Below are 19,178 nucleotides of genomic sequence, written 5' to 3'. Positions count from 1 at the left end.
AGGGGCGATCACACGCGACGGATGGCGGCCGCCCTCCGGCCCGGAAGCCGGAAGGATCATCGTCATGGATCCCGAACTCGAAGCCTTCATCGCCCTGTTCCCCGCGGCGAACCTCGACGACCCGATCGCGGATCGCGAGAAGCTCGCGAAACTGGCCATGTCGGTGCCGCGGCCCGACACGTCGGCCATGGAGGTCGAGGACCGGACGGTGCCCGGCGACCCCGGCGTCCCGATCCGGATCTACCGGCCGCGGGAGGCTCAGGGCGCGATCATCTGGCTGCACGGCGGCGGCTGGGTCATGGGCAACCTGGAGACCGAGCACCCTTGGGCGGCCCGGCTCGCCGAAGCGTCCCAAGCGGTGGTGATCTCGGTGGAGTACCGGCTGGCGCCGGAGAACCCGTTCCCCGCCGCGTTCGACGACACCTACGCCGTGCTGAACTGGACGGCGGACCACGCGGCCGAGCTCGGCGTCTCCCCCGACCGGATCGCGATCGGCGGGCACAGCGCGGGCGGCGGCCTCGCGGCGGCGACGGCCTTGCGGGTCCGCGACGAAGGCGGCCCGAGGATCTGCTTCCAGCTGCTCAACCAGCCGGGGCTCGACGACCGGCAGGAGTCGTGGTCGGCGCGGAACTTCACCGACACACCGTGGATGAACCGCGCCAAGATCACCGCCGCGTGGGGGCACTACTTGGCCGGGAAGCCCGCGCCTTCGCCGTATGCCGCCCCTTCGCGGGCCACCGATCTCTCCGGGCTGCCGCCCGCGTACGTCGCCGCCGCCGAGTTCTGCCCCAACCGCGACGAGAACATCGAGTACGCGCTCCGTCTGCTGCAGGCGGGGGTTTCGGTCGAACTGCACCATTGGCCGGGCACCTTCCACGGCTCGCAGGCGATCCTGTCCGCCGAGGTGTCCCGCCGCCAGATCGACGAACTGGGCGGCGTCCTGCGCCGCGCGCTGGCCGAGTCATGACGACGCCCACGACAGCCAGGTTGCTGCGCCCGTTCGCCGGGAGTTTCGCCGCCGTCGTCGTCCTGCAGATCGTCGGCGCCGTCTCGGGGTTGGCGCCGCTGGTCGCGGTCGTCGAACTGGGCCGGGCGCTGCTGACGCCCGGCCCGGTCGACGAAGGGCGGGTCTGGACCGCGGTGATCGCCGGCGCGGCCGGATTGTTCGTCCGGCTGGTGCTCACGGCCGCTTCGTCCGGGATCGGGCATCTGCTCGACGGCCGGGTCCAGCTCACCTTCCGCCGTCTGCTCGCCGACCGCCTCGGCCGCGTGCCGATCGGCTGGTTCTCCGGGCGCCGCACCGGCGAGCTGGCCAAGGTCGTCGGCGAGGACGTCGGCGCCGTGCACCCGTTCATCGCCCATACGCCCGGCGAGCTCGTCTCCGCCTTCGTCGTGCCGCTGGTGTCGCTGGGCTACCTGCTCACCATCGACTGGCGGCTCACCCTGATCACGCTCATCCCGGTGGTGCTGGCGGTGGCGCTGGTCCCGTTGATGATGACGCCCTCCCGGCTGCGTGAGCAGGAGGAGTTCGACCGGGGCATGGCGGGCATCTCGGATTCGGTCGTCGAATTCGTCCAGGGCATCGCCGTGGTCAAGACGTTCGGCGGAGCGGGCCGCGCCCATCGCAGGTTCCGCACCGCCGCGGACGATTTCGTCGCCACCTTCACCCGATGGGTGCGCGGGATGGCCGGCCCGGCGGCGGGGATGCAGCTCGCGCTGTCACCGCCGTTCGTCCTGCTGGTGGTCTTGATCGGCGGCACGCTGCTGATCACCGGCGACGGCCTCGCCCCGGTCGATCTCCTGCCGTTCCTGGTGCTGGGACTGGGCTTGACCGCCCCCGTGGCCGCGCTCGGCCACGGCTTCGACGAACTGCAGGCCGCCCGGCGCGCGACCGGCCGGATCCGCGACGTGCTCGCCGTCCAGCCCCTGCCGGAACCGGAGAGTCCTCTTGTGCCGCAAGGGCATCGGGTCGAGCTGCGGGACGTCCGGTTCGGCTACGAGGCCGATCGCGAGGTCCTGCACGGCATCGATCTGGTACTCGAACCGGGCACGGTCACCGCCCTCGTCGGCCCGTCCGGCAGCGGGAAGTCCACTTTGGTCACTCTGTTGCCGCGGTTCTTCGACCCCACGGAAGGAAAAGTCCTGCTGGGCGGCGTCGATCTGCGCGAGATCGGCAGCCAGGAGCTGTACCGCAAGGTCTCCTTCGTGTTCCAGGACGTCCGCCTGCTGCGCGCGTCGGTCGCGGACAACATCGCGCTGGCCGTGCCGCACGCCGATCTCGACGACGTCGTCCGCGCCGCCCGGCTGGCGAACATCCACGACCGGATCCTCGAACTGCCGCGCGGCTACGAAACGGTGCTGCACGAGGAAACCGGGCTGTCGGGCGGGGAAGCCCAGCGGATCTCGCTGGCCCGCGCGTTGCTCGCCGACACGCCCGTGCTGGTGCTCGACGAGGCCACCGCGTTCGCCGACCCGCAGACGGAACTGGCCGTGCGCCGGGCGCTGGCGACGGCACGGGAAGACCGGACGCTCCTGGTCATCGCGCACCGTCTGGAGACGGTCGTCGACGCCGACACCGTCGTACTACTGGAGAACGGCACCATCGCCGAACGCGGCAAACCCGCGGATCTGCTGACCGGCAACGGGAAATTCGCCGCCTTCTGGCGTTCCCGGCACGCCGCCGAACCACAGGGGGAACCTCGATGATCCGGATGTTGCTGAGCGTCCTCGGCCCCGAGCACGCCCCGCCGGTGCGGCGGACCGTGGCGCTGATGACCGTGACCGGGATCGTCGAAGGGCTGTCCTACGCGTTGCTGGTCCCCGTGCTGCGGGCGCTGCTCGGGAGCACTCCCGGCGACGCCGTCCCGTGGCTGATCGCGTTCGGCGCGGCCTTCTCGGTGTTCGCGATCCTGCGCTACCGCGCCGATCTCTCCGGCTTCCGTGCCGGGACGACGTTGCTGCGCGGGATGTACCACCGGCTCGGCGACCATCTCGCCCGGCTGCCGATGGGCTGGTACGGCGGGAACCGCGTCGGTGAGGTGTCGGCGCTGGCCGGACCCGGTGTGCTGCAGGCGATGGGCGTGATCGCGCATCTGCTGGCCCCGTTCATGGCCGCGTGCGTCACCCCGCTGACGATCGTGCTCGTGATCTTCGCCTTCGATGGGCGGCTGGGGCTGGCCGCGCTGATCGCCGTCCCGGTCGTGGTGGCGATCCAGGTGTGGACGGGCCGTTCGACGGCCGCCGCCGACGAAGAGTCCTCCCGGCGCGGCACCGAGGCGACGGGCCGGGTCATCGAGTATCTGCAGGCTCAGCCGGTGCTGCGGGCCGGCGGGCGGGCCGCGGAACGATTCCGGCTGCTCGACGACTCGCTACAGGACCTCCAGCGGGCGAACCGCCGGTCCACCCTGTCGGCGCTGCCCGGTGTCGTGGGGCTGACGTTCACGGTGCAGGCGTTGTTCACCGTCCTGCTGACGCTCGGCGCCTTCCTCGCGCTCGGCGGGGAGATCGGGGCGGCCGAGGTCGTGGCGATCCTCGTCCTGGCCACGCGCTGCGCCGATCCGCTGCTCTCGCTGACGGACATCGGCGGCAAACTCCGCGGCGCGCGTTCGGTGCTGGTGCGGCTCGACGCGCTGCTGCGCACCGAACCGCTGCCGGAGCCGCCGGAACCGGTGCGGCCGGAGCGGCACGATCTGGAGTTCGAGTCGGCCGTCTTCACCCGCGGTGGCCGCGCGGTGCTCGACGGCCTCTCGCTGACCGTCCACGAAGGACAGAAGCTCGCCATCGTCGGCCCTTCGGGTGCCGGCAAGAGCACGGTGCTGCAGCTGCTCGCCCGGTTCCACGACGTGGATTCGGGCGCGGTGCGGGTCGGCGGCGTGGACGTCCGCGCGATGAGCACCGACGACCTGATGTCCCGGATCGCGATCGTGTTCCAGGACGTCTACCTCTTCGACGGCACGGTCGAGGAGAACGTCCGGCTGGGCCGTCCGGACGCCGACGACGCCGAAGTGCGGGCCGCGGCGACGGCTGCCCGCCTCGACGAGGTGATCGAACGGCTGCCCGGCGGCTGGTCCGCGAACGTCGGTGAGGGCGGCGCCCTGCTGTCCGGCGGGGAACGCCAGCGGGTGTCGATCGCGCGCGCCCTGCTGAAGGACGCGCCCATCGTGCTGCTCGACGAGGTGACCTCCGCGCTGGATCCGGTCAACGAAGCGGCCGTTCACGCCGGCATCGAGCGGCTCATGGCGGGCCGGACGGTGGTGATGGTGGCGCACCGGCTGCGCACCGTCGAACGTGCGGACCACGTGGTCTTCCTGGACGGCGGCCGGATCGCGGAGGAAGGGAGCCACGGCGAACTGGCCCGGCTCGGCGGCCGGTACGCCGGGTTCCTGGAGCCGCAAATCGCTTGACGCCGCCGGGGGACGGCAATGCACTGTGCCCATGAAGATCCGTTCCACGACCGCCGACGACCGCGCCGTCTTCGTCGACACCATGTTCACCGCGTTCGCCCGTTTCCCGGACACCGCGGGCGAGACCTGGTCCGCACTCGAAATGGACCGAGGCCTGCTCGCGGTGACCGAGGACGGGCGGCCGGTCGGCACGGCCGCCGCGTACTCCTTCGAGCTCACCCTGCCCGGTGAGGTCGTCGTCCCGGTCGCCGGCGTGACCGCGGTCGGCGTCCTGCCCTCGCACCGTCGCCAAGGCGTGCTCAGCGCGATGATGCGGCACCAGCTCGCCGACTTCCGGGTCAGGGGCGAGTTCCTCTCCGTCCTGCTGGCGTCGGAGGCCCTGATCTACCGCCGGTTCGGCTACGGACCGGCGACCTACACGCGGCGCCTGACGGTGCAACGCCACCGGGCCGCCTTCGCCGTCCCCCGGACGGCCGGGGTGACCACCGGTTCGATCGAGGTGCTGCGCCGGGCCGACTGTGGCGAAATCCTGGAAACCGTCTACGACCGGTATCGCCGCACCCGGCCCGGCGCGCTGTCGCGCCCGCACGGTTGGTGGGAGGCCGGGGCCGGGCAGTCCCCGATCTCCCGGGCGCAACGTCACGTCGCCGTGCATCGCGACGCCGATGGCGTACCCGACGGCTACGCCTCCTACTCGCTCACCGAACCCTCCACGCTGACCGTCGACGAGACCATCGCCACCGACGACGCGGTGTCCACGGCACTGGCCAGGTTCCTGCTCGGGCACGACCTCGTCACCGAAGTCGTGTTCAAGCACCGCCCGCTCGACGATCCGCTGCGCTGGCAGCTCGAAGACTTCCGCGCCGGGGAACTCGGCGGCGACACCGACTGGCTGTGGGTGCGGCTGCTCGACGTCCCCCGGGCACTCACCGCCCGCGGTTGGCAGACCGACGGCGAGCTCGTCCTCGACGTCGGCGACCCGGCGCTCGGCGAGCACGGCCGCTACCTGCTCACCATCCGGGGAGGTGAGGCGGCCTGCGTCCCGACGGAGCGGGAACCCGACCTGTCCCTGGACGTGAGCGATCTGGGCTCGATCTATCTCGGTGGCACCACCCCGAGCACGCTCGTGCGGGCGGGCCACATCCGCGCCCATCACCCGGAGGCGGCCGCGCTCGCCGACGCCCTGTTCCGCACCGAGCGTCCTCCGCACTGCCTGCACTGGTTCTGATCAGGTCCGGCGGGTGCCGACCGTGAACAGCAGCGACGCCGCGGTCAGCACCACGCCGAACCACACCACACTGGTGATCCCGGCGTGGTCAGCGAGCAAGCCCGCGAACAACGCCCCCAGAGCGATGGAAGTGTTGTACGCCAAGGTGTTGAGCGACATGGCGGCCTCGAACGTGTCGGGCGCGGACCGCTGCGTCATGGTGAGCTGGCTCAGCTGCACCACGCCGTAGGACAGTCCCCAGAGCACGAGCGCGATCAGCGCCCCCGCCTGCGCGTGGCCGACCACGAGCAGCAGCACCAGGGACGCCACGAGCCCGGCCGCTCCGACCGCGAAGCTGACGAGCACGTTCTTCGCCACGAAATGCCCCGCGACGAAGTTCCCCACCGCCCCACCGGCACCGAAGACGATCAGGCACACCGTGACGAAGGCGGGCGACGCCGACGAAGTGCCTTCCAGGAAGGGACGGATGAAGGTGTAGACGCCGAAGTGCCCGAGCACGAACAGGACCACGGTGATCAGGACCGACCGCAGGCGCGCGTTCACCCGTGGCAGGCCGAAGACCTCGCGGACCGGGACCGCGTTCGCCGACGGCAGGGACGGGACCAGGACGAGCACGGCGAGGAAGACCAGGACGCTGAGCCCGCTCCAGATCAGGAACGTGGCCTGCCAGCCGACGAGGCGCTCCAGGACGGTGCCCAGCGGCATTCCCAGCACGGTGGCGACGGAGATACCGGACATCACGACCGCCGCCGCCCGGTTGGCGTGGCGGCCGGGGACGATCCGCATCGCCATCCCCACGCCGATGGCCCAGAACGCGCCGTTGGCGAAGCCCATGACGAGTCGGGTCGCCAGTACCAGCGGATATCCGGGCGCGAGGGCGGTGATCAGGTTGCCGGCGGTCAGGATGGCGAGCAGCGTGGAGAGCAGGACGCGCCGGTTGATCCGCCGCGTCCACGCGACCACGAACGGCACGCCGAGCCCGGCCGAGACGCCGTAGAGCGTGACCATCAGCCCGGCGGCACCGACCGAGATGTCCAGACTGGTACTGACCGGGGTGAGCAGGCCGACGGGCATCAGTTCGGTGGTGAGGAAGACGAACAGGCTGGCGGTGATGGCGGCGACCCCCGCCCAGCCCTTCAGGGTCGAGTGCGCGTTTTCGGTTCGGGTGACCATTTCTTCTCTCTCGATTCACGAGCATGACGAAGAAACCCCTGCGGGCACGGCGATTCCGCCCCTGGGGTGCTTCGCTCCAGAAGGATCGACGGCGCGCGGGACCACCCCGCGAACCTCTTAGCGCTAAGCTATTTGATGCTTAGCGCTAAGTCAAACGAGTACTCGAGAGAGGGCGTGCGTCAGTCGTCGAGAGCCACATCTCCCAGTGACTGCAACAGGTTTCGCAGCAAGACGGCCAGCTCGTCCCGCTCCTCGGCGCTGACCGCACTCAGGAGCCGATGCTCGGTGTCGACGTGATCGGGCAGGGCGCGGTCGATGAGTTCGCGGCCTTCCGCGGTGAGGTCGACCAGCACGCGGCGGCCGTTCGTCTCGTCGGGCAGACGGACGACCAGGCCGCGTTGTTCGAGGCGGTCGAGCCGCTGGGTGACCGCGCCGGAGGTGATCATCGCCGAGCGCATCAGGTCGGCAGGAGTCAGCGTGCCGGCCCGGCGCAGGGTCGCCAGGACGTCGAACGACGACCGGTCGAGGTCGTGGCGCGCGAACGTCTTGCGCAGCTCGCCTTCCAGGACCCGGGTCAGCCTGGTCAGCCGCCCGATGACGCCCATCGGGGAAACGTCCAGGTCGGGACGGGCTTCGGCCCACTGGCGAAGGATGTGGTCGACGTGATCCGGCACGACCGGAGATTACCCCGGTCTCAGAGCGCGGACGTTCGTTGACACCCCGTAACGCCACTGCTCTACTCGGACGCATGCGCTGTCCGGCCTGAATCAGTGTCCGCTCATTTCGGAAACACCCGGGAATTCCGGGCGCCGCATGCTGCCCGGAAACCCGTTCGCCCTCGCACAGAACGGAATTCACCTATGACCACGACCGAGAACCGCGTCCGATCCGCCAGTGAATGGCTCACCACCGCACGGGAGGTCGCCGCCGAACTCGCGGTGGACGCGGCCGAACGCGACCGGAAGAACGAGACGCCTTACGCGGAAGTGCGGCTGCTCAAGGACTCCGGTCTGGTGACCCTGCTCGGCCCGGTCGAGCACGGCGGTGGCGGCCAGAGCTGGGAGACCGCCTACCGCGTGATCCGCGAGGTCGCGCGCGGCGACGGCTCGATCGGCCAGCTGCTCGGCTACCACTACCTCTGGGCGTGGGCCGCGCGCCTGGTGGCGACCGACGAGCAGATCGCCGCGGTCGAAGAACTGTACACGCGCAACAACTTCGTGTTCGGCGGCGCGGTCAACCCTCGTGACTCCGACCTGAAGATCACCGAGGACGGCGACGAGATCGTCTACAACGGACACAAGTCGTTCTCCACCGGCGGCAAGATCTCCGATCTGACCGTGCTCGAAGGTGTCCTGGAGGGCACCGAGGACCACGTCTTCGCCATCGTTCCGTCCGAACAGGACGGTATCGTCTTCCACGACGACTGGGACAACATCGGTCAGCGGCTCACCGAATCGGGCAGCGTGACCATCACCGACGTCCGCGTCCCGTGGGCGAGCGCGGCGGGCTACGTCGACAAGAAGTTCCACCCCTTGACCTACAACACGCTCAACGTCCCGGCGATCCAGCTGGTGTTCACCGACTTCTACCTCGGCATCGCCCAAGGGGCATTGGAAACCGCGCTGACCTACACCCGCGAGCACACCCGCGCTTGGCCGTACGGCGGCGACGACAAGACTTCCGCCGGTGAAGAGTGGTACATCCTCGAAGGCTACGGTGATCTCCAGTCGAAACTGTGGGCGGCCGAGGCACTCGCGGACAAGGCCGGAACCGCGATTTCGGCCGTGCTGCACGCGCCGCGCGAGGAATTGACACCCGAGGCCCGCGGCGAAGTCGCGGTCCTCATCGCGGCCGCGAAACAGCGCGCGATCGAAACCGGCCTCGAAATCGGCACGAAGATCTTCGAACTGACCGGAGCCCGCGCGAGCGCCACGAAATACGGCTTGGACCGGTTCTGGCGGAACCTGCGCACGCATTCACTGCACGATCCGGTGGCCTACAAGCGCCGCGAAGTCGGTGTGTACGCATTGCTGAACGAACTCCCGGAGCCCACCTGGTACACCTGAGCCGGCCACCGCGAAGTGAGCTCTGGGCACACCGGAGCCGGTGTGCCCAGAGGCCGGATCACTCCTCGAAACCCTCGTCGCCGCCGTCGAAGACGTCTTCCATGACCTCGCCGAGGATCATGCCGCCGACCACACCGGCCGCGGCGCCGGCGACCACGCCGCCCATCCCCGGACCGCGCCTGCCGTGGTGACCGTGGTGGTCGTAGTCGTAGTGCTCCTGGTGCCCGCTGAACATGGCGTGCCCGCCGCCGGATTCGGCGACCTTGGCCAGCCAGCCGTCGATGGCCGCGGCCCAGTCGGTGCGCAAGGCCTCCTCGTGCGAAACGTGGAAACGGCCGAAGGAGTCGCCGCCGGACCGGAACATGCCGCCGCGCCTGTCCGCCTCCAGCACCACCACGAGGTCGTCGGGGCTCGCGACGAAGGTCAGCTCCACCTGGCTGACCCGGCCGGCGTAGCGCGACGGCGGGAAGAACTCGATCTCCTGGAAGAACCCGAGCTCCTGCCGGACACCGTGCAACCGCCCGGCCTCGACGTCTGCGCTGCGGAAGGAGAAGCCGAGCTCGCCGAACGCCTCCAGCACCCGATCCTGCGATTCCAGCGGCCCGACGAGCACCGGGTCGAGGTCGCCCTTGTCCGGCGCGCCGGCGATGACGAGTTCGGTGCGCACGCCGACGACCATGCCCGGCAGCTCACGCCCGCCCACCGCGCTGATCGGCGTCTCCCACGGCAGGGCGAGCTGGAACGGGACGGTCGTCAGCTGCCCCGCCGTCACCCGCACCTTGCGGCCCGCGCTGACCCGCAGGAACTCCGCGGTCCCGGCCCGCTCGTGGTCGCCGTGCTCGACCTCGACCCTGGTGACCAGCGAAAGCAGGATCTCCTCGATCTGGGCGTCGCTCGAACCGCCCTGGATGCGTACCTGGCCGGTGATCACCTCGCCGGGAACGGCGTGCGGCGAGTCGAGCACGGTGTCGACGGACGGACCGCCGACGCCGAAGGCGCTGAGCATCCGTTTGAACATCAGGAATTTCCTCCGCTGGGTACTGGAACAAGGGGGTACCGGAACACTTCGACTACTACCGAGATCCGCCGCGGCACGCCAGGGAAACCGGGTTAAAAACCCCTAAACGGGCGCGACGTCACTACCTTCTCAGATCGGCCTCACGGACGTCGTGCAGGTGGATGACGACGTCGTAGGAGCGCCCGAGCGAGATGTCCGCCGGGTCGACGGGGAACAGCGTGCCGATGGTGCGGGTGGGCCGGGCGGTGTCCAGCCAGGCGCGGGCGGCCGGCGGCGCGGTGCGCAGGTCCAGGTAGAAGTCGTCGAACCGGACCCGGTCGAGGGTGTCCTCGTTCGTCCCCGGCGGCGCGGCCGGGACGGAGAACCGCTTCCACTCCCCGCCCACCGCGGTGTCCTTGGACAGGAAGGCACCCTCGTCGAAGCTGAACCCGATCGGCAGGTAGCCGCGGCCCAGCGTCTCGCGCAGGAAGGCGCCTTGGGTCTTCGGGTAGATCGACGGCATGTCGGGGATGTACGCGACGTGGGCGTTGTGCGCCGAGAGCAGGATCTTGTGCCCGGTCCGCCGCTGCCACCACGCGACGTTCTGCGCCATCGCCTGGTCGCGCAGGATCTGGGCCGCGGGCAGCCCCTTCGGATCCGCGAGGTCGACGGCGAGGAAGCGGGCGGTCTGCGCGACGAACCGGGCGTGCTGCTCGGTCCAGCCGTGGGCGTCCGCGCCGGTCAGGCCCTTGACCAGCTCGAAGGCCTGCTCCGCCTGTGTGGCGAGCCGCCTTCGCTCGTCGACGGGTTTGCGCACGTAGGCGAACGCGTCGTCGATCGGGCGCAGTCCCGTGTACAGCTCGTTGAGCCGGGGCAGCGCCTCCGGATGATGCCGCCCGATGTAGTCGGTGATCCGCGCGAAGAACGCGTCGTTCACCGAAGGCGCGCCGAGGTCGTCACCGACGAAGTGCACCGTTCGGTCGGGGTGCGCGCGGTTGTGATCGCGCATCCACCGGATCAGGCTGACGAACTCCTCGCGGTCCCACGGAGACCCGGCCAGGGTGCGCTTCGCGATCTCACGGGCGTCACCGCGCCCGGTCTGGACGTACTCGTCGATCTCCAGGCCGGCGGACCAGCTGAGCTCCAGCGCGAAGGCCCGGAACCCTTTTTCCTCCACCAGGTAGCGGAACACCCGCTCCTTCATCGTGAAGAACTCGTGGGAGCCGTGAGTCGCCTCGCCGAGGCCCACCACCTTCGCGCCGCCGATCATCCCGCCCAGCGCCCGTAGATCGGCGTTGTTCCGGCCGGGTTCGGTCGAGCGCAGCGGATGCGCCACCCGGTCCAGCGAGCGCACCGGATCCCGCCAGGTCGTGGTCGTCTCCGCCGCGAGTGCCGGACTCGCCAGGGGAGCGAGCACCGCTCCCGTCACCATCACGGCGACGGCCACCACTCCCCGTCTCGCCCACCGCTTCCGGCCGTTCGTCATACCGTTCGCCCCTTCGCTCCGATGTCGAAGTCGATCATCGTCCGCGAGCGGGGGCCGGCGCATTGAAGTAAAGCTCCTATTCGGGGTGAGGAAAACCCCACCCCCTGAGGAAGCGGGTGGACCCCGCCGCCGGGGTGTGGGACCCGGCGGCGGGAATCCACCCGCGTTTATCTCCCTCCGCAGCGGCTGTCCGTCACTCCGCGCGCCACAACGCGGGTGTGGACGGCGGCTCCCAGCCGGGCTGGGCGGTGTGCGCCTGCAAGCACACGTAACCGCGACCGCTGTAGGTGACCCGGGCGCCCGCGGAATAGCCGGTTCCCGCCGCCCAGGTCGTCCCGCCGGGCGGGTTGGAGGTCGAAGTCGACGTCGTCGGCGTCGTACTGGTCGGCCGCGAGGTCGACGTCGGCGTCTGCGGCACGTTCAACACGAAGTCGAACGCGGCCTCCTTGGCCGTGCCCGCGTCCCGGACGGTCATCAGCAACCGCGGGTCGAAGATCGTGTCGGTGTTGTTGCGCGGCTCGTTGGGGAAGTAGAGCTGCGTGGTCAGCACCGGCCTGCCGGGGGCCTGGACCTTGACGTGGATGTGCCGCGTGCGGCCGGGGTACAGGCCGGGCACGATGGTGCTCAGCGAGAACGCGCCTTGGTCGTTCGTGAACTGGTGACCGCGGAAGGTGTACCCCACGTTGTCGTAGGCGCCGTTGACGTCCGCCTGCCAGAAGTCCAGCAGTGCCCGCGCGATCGGCAGGCAGCCGAGCCCGAACACGTAGCCGGACACGGTGAGCCTCGTTCCCGGCGTCCCCGGCGAGACGAGCGAGGTGCGCTGCGGCGAATTCGGCTTGAAGTAAGGACCCTCGGTCTGCGGAATGGTCGGGTCGTCCCCGTCGTCGCAGTACGGGGTCAGCTCGGGTGTCTGGCCGCTCGCGACGGTGGTGCGCGCGAGTGCGGGACCGCCGATCAGCGCGACCGGAGCCGCCACACCCGCCGCGAGCGCGGCCTTCAGCACAGTCTTTCGGCTGAGCTTGTTCTCTTCGTCCATACCTGCTCCTCGTGGGGGCTTCGGGAATCACCCTCGACGGTATGGAGAAGATCAGCTGCGGACGATGGACTGGGGTGGTCAGTCGTGGTGAATCTCCGGGGGCGCGTCTCCGGTCCGGCGGTAATCACCGGGGCTCAACCCCGTTTCCCGCCGGAAGAACCGGCAGAAATACGCGGGATCCGCGAAACCGACCCGGCTGGCGACCTGCCGCACGGTGAGATCGGTGCCGAGCAGGAACCGTTTCGCCTCCCGTGTCCGCGCTTCGCGCATCAGTTGTGCCGCCGTCCGGCCGGTCGCCGTTTTCACCGCGTCGGTGAGATATCCCGGCGTGACCCCGATACGTTCCGCGAGCGCGCCGACCGACCAGAGCCCGAGATCGGGTCTGCCGAGCAACCGGGCGAATTCCGTGCCCACGGCCTGTGCCCTGGCGGGCGGACGCGGATCCGCGAGCCCGGGAAGCCGCCCCGCCCGCACGATCAGCACGTGCATCAGCGCCCGCAGCACCGAATCGGTACCCTGCCCGCCGCAACGGAATTCCTCGTCGAGTTCGGCGACCAACCGCGCCGTCTCCTCGGCAGCGCGTTCGTCGAGCCGCCACGGTTGCTGGCTGAGCCTCCGCAGGGTTTCGCGATCCGACGGATGTTCGAGCAGGAAATCGTCGGTGAACAGCACGACGAATCCGCTGAGATCGCGGGCATCCCAATGATGCACCTGCCCCGGCGTTATGACCGCGAGTTGCGGCGGCCCCAATTCCCAGCGGGTGAAATCGATGACGTGGTCGCCGGTACCGCCGGTGACGTGGACGATTTCGTAGAAGGTGTGCCGATGCGGGAACGACGCCCGCGACATCGGCCCGATCGTGTCGAATGTGCCGACCGTGAACGGCAGGGCGTCCGGCGCGCGGACCTCCAGCCGATGCAGTGGCAATTCCCCCGCCTTCGGTTTCAGGCAAGGCGTCCTCGGCAACACCGTCGTTCCGCGCATGGACCGGTCCCTTTCACCACACTGGGGAATGAAAAGTCTAGACCAATGTTCGCGCCGTGACTGCCGACGGAAGTCGCTTCTCCCCCGCCGGGTACAGTCGGGATCATCGACGCACGTCCGAAGGGTCACCACGCGATGTCTCCCACCAAGTCGCGCGGTCGGGCCCGGTGGTCGCTCGGCGCGTTCGCCGCTTTGGCGCTGGCGTGCGCCGTGGCCATGGCGACGGCGGGCACTTCGCACAGCGACCTCGAGATCTACCGTTTCGGCGTCGACACGCTGTGGAGCGGTGGCGATCTGTACGGCGCGTTGCCGCTTTCCGAGGCCGGCATCCCCCTGCTGTTCATCTACCCGCCGTTCGCTGCACTGGTGCTCACCCCGCTGGCGCTGGTGCCGTGGACGGGCGCGGTGCTGTTGCTGTTCGCGCTCAGCCTGGCCGCGCTGGGCATCACCTTCTACGGGATAGTCCGCACGCTGTGGCCGTCCGGGGACCGGCGGAAGGCGTTGCTCGTCGCCGCATTGGCGATCACTCCGGCGCTCTTCCTCGAACCGGTCCGCCAGACGCTCGGCTTCGGCCAGATCAATCTGTTGCTCATGGGCCTCGTCGCGGCCGACTGCCTGCTGGCACGGGGTCGTTACCGGGGCATCGGAGTCGGTCTCGCCGCCGCCGTCAAGCTGACACCGATGGCGTTCCTGCTGTTCTTCCTGGTACGCAAGGACTTCCGCGGCGCGCTGACCGCGATGGGCACCTTCATGGCCGCCTCGGCCGTCGCGTTCGCGGTCGCGCCGGAGGCCTCCGCGCGTTACTGGTTCGGCGGCTTCGCCGGGGCGTCCGGGATCAGCGGGACTTCGTTCCACACCAACCAGACCCTGCAGGCCGTGCTGGCCCGGTTCGGCGTCGAGTCCGCCGCGAAACCGCTTTGGATCGTCCTCACCGGTGTACTGCTGGTACTGGTGACGGTGACCATGTACCGCTCGGCGCCGGTGCAGGCGTTGCTGCTGAACGCGACGTTCGCCCTGCTCATCTCGCCGACGTCGTGGTCGCATCACTGGGTGTGGATCGCGCCGGCGCTGTTCACCACCGCCGCCTTCGCGGTCCTGCACCGCCGAGACCGCCGCCGTGCGGCAGGCTGGCTGGCCGTCACCGGCGTCGTGGCCACGATCTTCGTCGCGGCACCGTTCCGGTACTTCCCGGCCTTCGACCGGCCGGGCCAGACCTGGACGACCACCCAGCAGTGGCTGGGGAACTGCTACGTCCTCGCGGGTCTGGTCTTCCTCGCCGTCGCGGGTTCGCTCTCCCTGCGGAAACGCGTTTAGCCCGCTGAACGCGCCTTGACACCGCGCTCCTCCATGTCTCTATAGTACTAGTTAACTAGATAAATGGAGTTACCATGATCGAGTTCCACCTCGAGGACCACTCCGGCCTGTCGCCGTACCTGCAGCTCGTCCGCCAGGTGCGGCAGGCGCTGCGGCTCGGCCTGCTCGCCGAGGGCGACCAGCTGCCGACGGTCAAGGAAGTGGTGGCCAGGCTGGCGATCAACCCCAACACCGTGCTCAAGGCGTATCGCGAGCTCGAACACGAAGGCCTTGTCGCCGCGAGGCCGGGCGTCGGTACCTTCGTGACGGCGACGCTCACCGACGCCTCCCTCGCCGCGCACGGCCCCCTGCGGATGGAGCTGCAGCGATGGCTGGCGAAGGCGCGCAAGGCCGGGCTCGACGACGAGAGCATCGAGGCGCTGTTCATGACGACCTTTCGGACCGTCGCCGGAGAGGAAATAGCATGACCGCCGTCCTGCGAACCGAGGGTCTCGGCAAGAGATACGGCAAGAACTGGGCGCTCTCCGAGTGCACGCTGGACATCCCGGCCGGGCACGTGGTCGGGCTGGTCGGCCCCAACGGAGCGGGCAAGACCACGCTGCTGAACATGGCCGCCGGCCAGCTGCCGCCGACCACCGGCCGGATCACCGTGCTGGGCGGACGTCCCGGCGCGAACCCGGCCCAGCTCGCCAAGGTCGGCTTCGTCGCACAGGACACCCCGACCTACGCCGGTCTGACCGTCGAAGACCATCTGAAGCTCGGCGCGCGGCTCAATCCCGGCTGGGACGACGCGCTGGCCAGGGACCGCATCGCCCGCCTCGGTCTCGATCCCGCGCGCAAGGCCGGGAAACTCTCCGGCGGTCAGCGCGCCCAGCTCGCCCTCACCCTCGGCGTGGCGAAACGGCCGGAACTGCTGATCCTCGACGAACCCGTCGCCGCGCTCGATCCCTTGGCACGCCGCGAATTCCTGCAGGGGCTGCTCGAAGCCACCGTCGAGCAGGAGCTGAACGTGGTGCTGTCGTCCCATCTGGTCTCGGATCTGGAACGCGCCTGCGACTTCCTGATCGTGCTCATCGACTCCCGCGTGCAGGTGTCCGGCGAGGTCGAGACCCTGCTCGCCACCCACCACCGCCTGACCGGCCCGCGCCGCGACGCCGCCAGGCTCCCGTCGAGCCAGCACGTCGTCTCGGAAAGCCATACGGACGTCCAAAGCACCTTCGTCGTCCGCACCGAGGAGCCGATCCACGATCCCGCCTGGACGGTGAGCAAGCTGAGCCTCGAAGACCTCGTCCTGGCCTATCTGACCAAAACCACCACGAATCACCGGCGGATCCTGGAGGTCCGGAGATGATCTGGCTGACCTGGCGGCAATTCCGGCTCCCGGCCGCGGCCGTGTTCGGGGCACTGGCGGCGCTCGCGCTCGTCCTGGCCGTCACCGGGCCCGCCATCTCCGGCGAGTACGCCACGGGGATCGCGACCTGCGCGGGCGACACCGCCGCCTGCGACGACTTCAGCGAGCGCTTCCTCGACGACCACCAGAACACCTTCCTGGCCGTCACCGCGCTCGTGCTCCTGCTGCCCGCTCTCATCGGCCTCTTCTGGGGCGCGCCGCTGTTCACCCGCGAGCTCGAGGCCGGGACGCACCGGCTGATCTGGAACCAGAGCGTCACCAGGACACGGTGGCTGGCGGTGAAATTGGGGATCACCGGGGTGGCCGCGATGCTGGCCGGTGGCGTGGGCAGCCTGGCGGTGACCTGGTGGGCGACCACCTTCGAACAGGCCGCCGTGAAGGACTTCCCTCGGCTTTCGGCGATGGTGTTCGACGCGCGCGGTGTCGTCCCCATCGCGTACTCGGCGTTCGCCTTCGCGCTCGGCGTCACCATCGGCATGCTGGTGCGCCGCAGCCTGCCCGCAATGGCACTGACACTGGCCGCGTTCGCGGTGGTCCAGGTCGCCGTGCCGATCGTCGTCCGGCCCCATCTGCTGCCCTCGATCGACGCGACCTTCGAGCTCTACGTCCACTGTGGACGGAATCGGCCGGAACCCGAACACCGGCGTATTCCATTTCGAAGCCAAGGCACCGGATCCCGGCGGCTGGCTGCTGACGGGCGAAACCGTCGACGCCGCAGGCAAACCCGTCGAGAACGTCACGATGCCGACGTCCAACGGCCCGTGTTCACCGTCGGCGCCGCCCGGCGGCCGGGGCACCGGGGCCGACCCGATGGATCTGTGCCTGGCCGAAATCAGCCGGCTCGGCTATCGACAGCATCTGGTCTATCACCCGCCGACGCGATTCTGGCCGTTCCAATGGATCGAGAGCGCGCTGTATCTGGCACTCACCCTCGGTCTCGCGGGATTCTGTTTCTGGTGGATCCGCCGCCGTCTCGCCTGAAAGGACCTCGATGCTCGATCTGACCGGTACCACCACCCTCGTAACCGGGGCCAGCGGCGGGATCGGCCGCGGCATCGCACTGCGCTTCGCCGAGGCGGGCAGTGCCGTCGCCGTGCACTACCACCGTGACACGGCCTCGGCGCTCGCCGTCGTCGAACGGATCCAGGAGGCGGGCGGCGCCGCCGAGGCGTTCGCCGCCGACCTCACCGACGACGGCGAATGCCGACGGCTCGTGGCGGCTGCCGCAGCCTGGACCGGGCGGCTGGACACCCTGGTCAACAACGCCGGCGTGCAGCCGATCGAGCCGCTGCCGGAGATGTCGGCGGAGAGCTGGCGCGCCGTCCTCGACGCGAACCTCACCAGCGCGTTCTCGTGCACCCAGGCCGCGGCCGAAGTGATGAAGGGCGGCAGCGTCATTCATATCGCCTCGATCGAAGCGACCCATCCCGCGCCGGGACACGCGCACTACAGCAGCGCGAAGGCCGCCCTGGTCATGCACGCCCGAGCCGCCGCGCTCGAATACGGGTCGCGAGGACTGCGGGTCAACTCCGTCTCCCCCGGCCTGATCGACCGGCCCGGCCTCGACGACGCCTGGCCGGAGGGCGTCCACCGCTGGCGACAGGCTTCGCCCTTGGGCAGGCTCGGCACACCCGGCGACGTCGCGAACGCCTGCTTGTTCCTCGCCTCGCCGCTCGCGTCGTGGATCACGGGGCACAACCTCACGGTGGATGGAGGTGTCTCCGCACATCCAACTTGGTGATCGTGGCCAAACTCCTGACCGAGCGAGTGCTCACTGTCTGACGGGTGATGTCCGGGCGCGATACTGGCCTTCATGACCACAGACAAAATCCACTTGAGGGCGTTCACCGAGGCCGACCTCGCCTTTCTCGACCGCCTCTGCACGGATCCCGATGCGCTCGGCGAGTTCGACTGGCCCGGATTCGGTGATCCGAGGGCACGCCGCAAGCGATGGGAGATCGACGGGTACATCTCCGCCGAGTCCGCGGCGGTTGCGATCGCGCGGGCCGACGACACGGTTATCGGCATCGTCAGCTGGAAACCTCGCGGCTTCCCCTCGGGTGTCACCTACGAGATCGGCGTGGGGGTGCTACCCGAGCATCGTGGACAGGGGGTGGGCACGGTGGCGCAGAGGCTGCTCGTGGACTACCTGTTCGGCCGCACGACGGCGAACAGAATCGAAGCCCTCACCAATGGCGGTAACTTCGGCGAGCAGAAAGCCCTCGAACGCCTGGGGTTCCGCCGGGAAGGGGTCATGCGCGGCAGGTCCTTCCAACACGGCGAGTATGTCGATGTGCTCGTCTACGGTCTGCTCCGGTCAGAGCATTGCCCCGGACCGCCATGTTCAGAGTGAAGTCATTGAGAGGTAAGTCAAACATGGCGTGATGGAGTTGGTGGCGAGAGCATGCTCACCACAGAGACCTGGCGCGCTCTTGACTGTCCACAAGGGACACATTCAGAGGCAAAGTGCCCGATTTGGCCACTTTGCGCAGGGGTCGTGAGTGATTTGGGTGGTTCTAACCCTCATTATCACTCGCGACCCCGTCCGGAAACGGACATAAAGTATCAATTGGATGGCCGATCGACGCGACATGTCCCTTGTGGACACTCGGGAGCAGGCCTGCCTGCACCGCCAGTCCGGACTCACGTCGCATGGACTTTCTTACCCGTCGGAAGCTAGCGAAGAACGTCTAGTGGTATACCACTTTTGACCTTTCCCTCGATATAGTCTGAATATGCTATAGCACAGGTGTTCGATCCGGCGTAGCGTTGATCTTGTGTCCAGCGACGAAGCACCTCCGAAGACGTCCACCGAGTGGTGGCGCGTCGATACGGCGACGCTGCACGCCCGAAAACAGGAACTCGAAGTCCTGAAACGACAGTTGGATGCCGAGCAGAACGCGATCCTCGCCGAAATCAACTCCCGCGGGATCCGCGGCTGCTCGGGTCATTCGACGCTGGCCGGACTGATTCTCGAGGACTTCCTTGTCTCGGACAAAGAAGCTGTCGCACGCGCCGACCGCGTGTTGGCTCTGCATCCCGGCCCCTCGATCGGCGGAGACCCCGAACCACCCCTGGCG

At 69.1% G+C, this 19,178-nt stretch carries 17 protein-coding genes and 1 pseudogene; 12 read left to right on the top strand and 6 right to left on the bottom strand.

Features of this window, described 5'->3' with window-relative positions:
- Positions 1-64: 64 nt before the first annotated feature.
- Genes AVR91_RS40340 through AVR91_RS40325 form a run of 4 tightly spaced genes read left to right on the top strand, consistent with a single transcriptional unit; the run spans position 65 to position 5,631 of the window.
- Entirely contained in the window at positions 65-967 is a 903-nt protein-coding gene (locus AVR91_RS40340) for an alpha/beta hydrolase (protein WP_063274025.1), read from the top strand.
- Positions 964-2,706: an ABC transporter ATP-binding protein gene (locus AVR91_RS40335; protein WP_063274024.1), complete on the top strand. Its 1,743-nt coding sequence runs from the start codon at positions 964-966 to the stop codon at positions 2,704-2,706. Before AVR91_RS40340 ends, AVR91_RS40335 begins: the two co-directional genes overlap by 4 nt.
- On the top strand, positions 2,703-4,403 hold the full coding sequence (locus tag AVR91_RS40330; protein WP_063274023.1) for an ABC transporter ATP-binding protein: 1,701 nt from the start codon (positions 2,703-2,705) through the stop codon (positions 4,401-4,403). The genes AVR91_RS40335 and AVR91_RS40330 overlap by 4 nt, the downstream gene beginning before the upstream one ends.
- Positions 4,404-4,434: 31 nt before the next feature.
- Entirely contained in the window at positions 4,435-5,631 is a 1,197-nt protein-coding gene (locus tag AVR91_RS40325) for a GNAT family N-acetyltransferase (RefSeq protein ID WP_063274022.1), read from the top strand.
- Here AVR91_RS40325 and AVR91_RS40320 read toward each other — a convergent pair whose 3' ends face one another.
- Complete coding sequence (locus AVR91_RS40320) at positions 5,632-6,804, bottom strand: MFS transporter (RefSeq protein WP_063274021.1); 1,173 nt, start codon at positions 6,802-6,804, stop codon at positions 5,632-5,634.
- A gap of 179 nt (positions 6,805-6,983) precedes the next feature.
- Positions 6,984-7,478, bottom strand: a complete 495-nt coding sequence (locus AVR91_RS40315; RefSeq protein ID WP_016331815.1) for a MarR family winged helix-turn-helix transcriptional regulator — start codon at positions 7,476-7,478, stop codon at positions 6,984-6,986.
- A gap of 186 nt (positions 7,479-7,664) precedes the next feature.
- On the opposite strand from AVR91_RS40315, the gene AVR91_RS40310 reads away from it, so the two are divergent.
- Complete coding sequence (locus AVR91_RS40310; RefSeq protein ID WP_063274020.1) at positions 7,665-8,870, top strand: acyl-CoA dehydrogenase family protein; 1,206 nt, start codon at positions 7,665-7,667, stop codon at positions 8,868-8,870.
- Positions 8,871-8,928: 58 nt separating this feature from the next.
- On the opposite strand, the gene AVR91_RS40305 is transcribed toward AVR91_RS40310, so the two are convergent.
- The 4 genes from AVR91_RS40305 to AVR91_RS40290 form a co-directional block, all read right to left on the bottom strand.
- A complete protein-coding gene (locus AVR91_RS40305) occupies positions 8,929-9,888 on the bottom strand; it encodes a sporulation protein (protein WP_063274019.1) in 960 nt (319 codons plus the stop codon).
- Positions 9,889-10,009: 121 nt separating this feature from the next.
- Positions 10,010-11,353: an erythromycin esterase family protein gene (locus AVR91_RS40300; protein ID WP_063274018.1), complete on the bottom strand. Its 1,344-nt coding sequence runs from the start codon at positions 11,351-11,353 to the stop codon at positions 10,010-10,012.
- Positions 11,354-11,546: 193 nt separating this feature from the next.
- Positions 11,547-12,389, bottom strand: a complete 843-nt coding sequence (locus tag AVR91_RS40295; protein ID WP_063274017.1) for a dioxygenase family protein — start codon at positions 12,387-12,389, stop codon at positions 11,547-11,549.
- Between the two features lie 78 nt (positions 12,390-12,467).
- Complete coding sequence (locus tag AVR91_RS40290) at positions 12,468-13,373, bottom strand: AraC family transcriptional regulator (RefSeq protein ID WP_063274016.1); 906 nt, start codon at positions 13,371-13,373, stop codon at positions 12,468-12,470.
- Positions 13,374-13,508: 135 nt separating this feature from the next.
- On the opposite strand from AVR91_RS40290, the gene AVR91_RS40285 reads away from it, so the two are divergent.
- The 7 genes and pseudogenes from AVR91_RS40285 to AVR91_RS40255 all read left to right on the top strand — a co-directional run.
- The gene (locus AVR91_RS40285) at positions 13,509-14,687 is read left to right on the top strand and encodes a glycosyltransferase 87 family protein (protein ID WP_063274015.1); all 1,179 of its coding nucleotides are present in this window, start codon (positions 13,509-13,511) and stop codon (positions 14,685-14,687) included.
- Between the two features lie 74 nt (positions 14,688-14,761).
- The gene (locus AVR91_RS40280; RefSeq protein WP_063274014.1) at positions 14,762-15,154 is read left to right on the top strand and encodes a GntR family transcriptional regulator; all 393 of its coding nucleotides are present in this window, start codon (positions 14,762-14,764) and stop codon (positions 15,152-15,154) included.
- On the top strand, positions 15,151-16,038 hold the full coding sequence (locus AVR91_RS40275; RefSeq protein ID WP_063274013.1) for an ABC transporter ATP-binding protein: 888 nt from the start codon (positions 15,151-15,153) through the stop codon (positions 16,036-16,038). The genes AVR91_RS40280 and AVR91_RS40275 overlap by 4 nt, the downstream gene beginning before the upstream one ends.
- Positions 16,035-17,102 carry an ABC transporter permease subunit gene (locus tag AVR91_RS40270; RefSeq protein WP_211282826.1) on the top strand — a complete coding sequence of 356 codons (1,068 nt, stop codon included), beginning with the start codon at positions 16,035-16,037 and terminating at the stop codon, positions 17,100-17,102. The genes AVR91_RS40275 and AVR91_RS40270 overlap by 4 nt, the downstream gene beginning before the upstream one ends.
- The gene (locus AVR91_RS40265) at positions 17,090-17,839 is read left to right on the top strand and encodes an SDR family NAD(P)-dependent oxidoreductase (RefSeq protein WP_063274012.1); all 750 of its coding nucleotides are present in this window, start codon (positions 17,090-17,092) and stop codon (positions 17,837-17,839) included. Before AVR91_RS40270 ends, AVR91_RS40265 begins: the two co-directional genes overlap by 13 nt.
- A 72-nt stretch (positions 17,840-17,911) precedes the next feature.
- A complete protein-coding gene (locus AVR91_RS40260; RefSeq protein ID WP_063823138.1) occupies positions 17,912-18,451 on the top strand; it encodes a GNAT family N-acetyltransferase in 540 nt (179 codons plus the stop codon).
- Positions 18,452-18,875: 424 nt separating this feature from the next.
- A pseudogene (locus AVR91_RS40255) lies at positions 18,876-19,178 on the top strand (HNH endonuclease signature motif containing protein); the annotation flags it as partial.

It is taken from the genome of Amycolatopsis keratiniphila subsp. keratiniphila, from assembly GCF_001620365.2.
GTDB classification, from domain to species: domain Bacteria; phylum Actinomycetota; class Actinomycetes; order Mycobacteriales; family Pseudonocardiaceae; genus Amycolatopsis; species Amycolatopsis keratiniphila.
Note: the sequence above shows the minus strand (reverse complement) of the source record. Positions and strands in the feature narration are given on the sequence as shown.